This window comes from Pseudomonas sp. EGD-AK9, from assembly GCF_000465935.2.
In the GTDB taxonomy this organism is placed as follows: Bacteria; Pseudomonadota; Gammaproteobacteria; order Pseudomonadales; family Pseudomonadaceae; genus Aquipseudomonas.
The window spans coordinates 1-770 of the sequence record NZ_AVOF01000793.1 but is presented as its reverse complement, the minus strand read 5'-3'; the positions used below and the strand labels follow the sequence as shown (position 1 = coordinate 770).

Annotated in this window: 1 protein-coding gene and 1 pseudogene; both read left to right on the top strand. The window is 70.3% G+C overall.

Annotated elements, in window-relative coordinates:
* A partial coding sequence (locus tag N878_RS23945) for an NAD(P)-dependent oxidoreductase (RefSeq protein ID WP_021446017.1) occupies positions 1 to 482 on the top strand: 482 nt, incomplete at its 5' end.
* Positions 483 to 570: 88 nt separating this feature from the next.
* Positions 571 to 770, top strand: a pseudogene (locus N878_RS29730) (hypothetical protein); the annotation flags it as partial.

The window sequence follows — 770 nt, the reverse complement described above, 5'->3', positions numbered from 1 at the left end:
CCCTGGCGATCATGGCCGGCGGCCGCGAGGAGGATGTGGAGCGGGTGCGGCCGATTCTCGCCCACCTGGGCCAGCGCCTGACGCGCATGGGCGAGGTGGGCGCCGGCCAGGTGACCAAGGTGTGCAACCAGATGATCGTCGCCTGCAACGCCCTGGTGATCGCCGAGGTGGTGGCCCTGGCGGAGAAGGCCGGGGTCGACGCCAGCCTGATCGCGCCGGCGCTGGCCGGCGGTTTCGCCGACTCCAAGCCGCTGCAGATCCTCGCCCCGCAGATGGCCGAGAGCCGCTTCGAGCCGGTCAAGTGGCACGTGCGCACCCTGCTCAAGGACCTCGACACCGCGGTCAAGCTGTCGCGCGAGCAGGGCAGCGCCACGCCGATGAGCGGCCTGGCGGCGCAGCTGATGCGCCTGCATGGCCGCCAGGGCAATCTGCAGCGCGACCCGGCCACTCTGGTCGAGCTGCTGCGCGGGAGCGAGGCATGAAGATCGCCGCCAACCTGTCGCTGCTGTTCACCGAGCTGCCGCTGCGCGAGCGTTHNRYANAGATHNAGGSTYAAAGYCTNTHNGYASNATSHGCMTHCNTYASMTHCSSTNKHASKSNTCYATCCAGGCGGCCGCGGCGGCCGGTTTCGACGGCGTGGAGATCCAGTTTCCCTACGAGCTGCCGGCCATCGCCCTGCAGGAGGCGCTGGCGCGTGCCGGCCTGCCCTTGGTGCTGATCAACCTGCCGGCCGGCGACCTGATGAGCGGCGGCGCTGGCCTGGCCGCGGT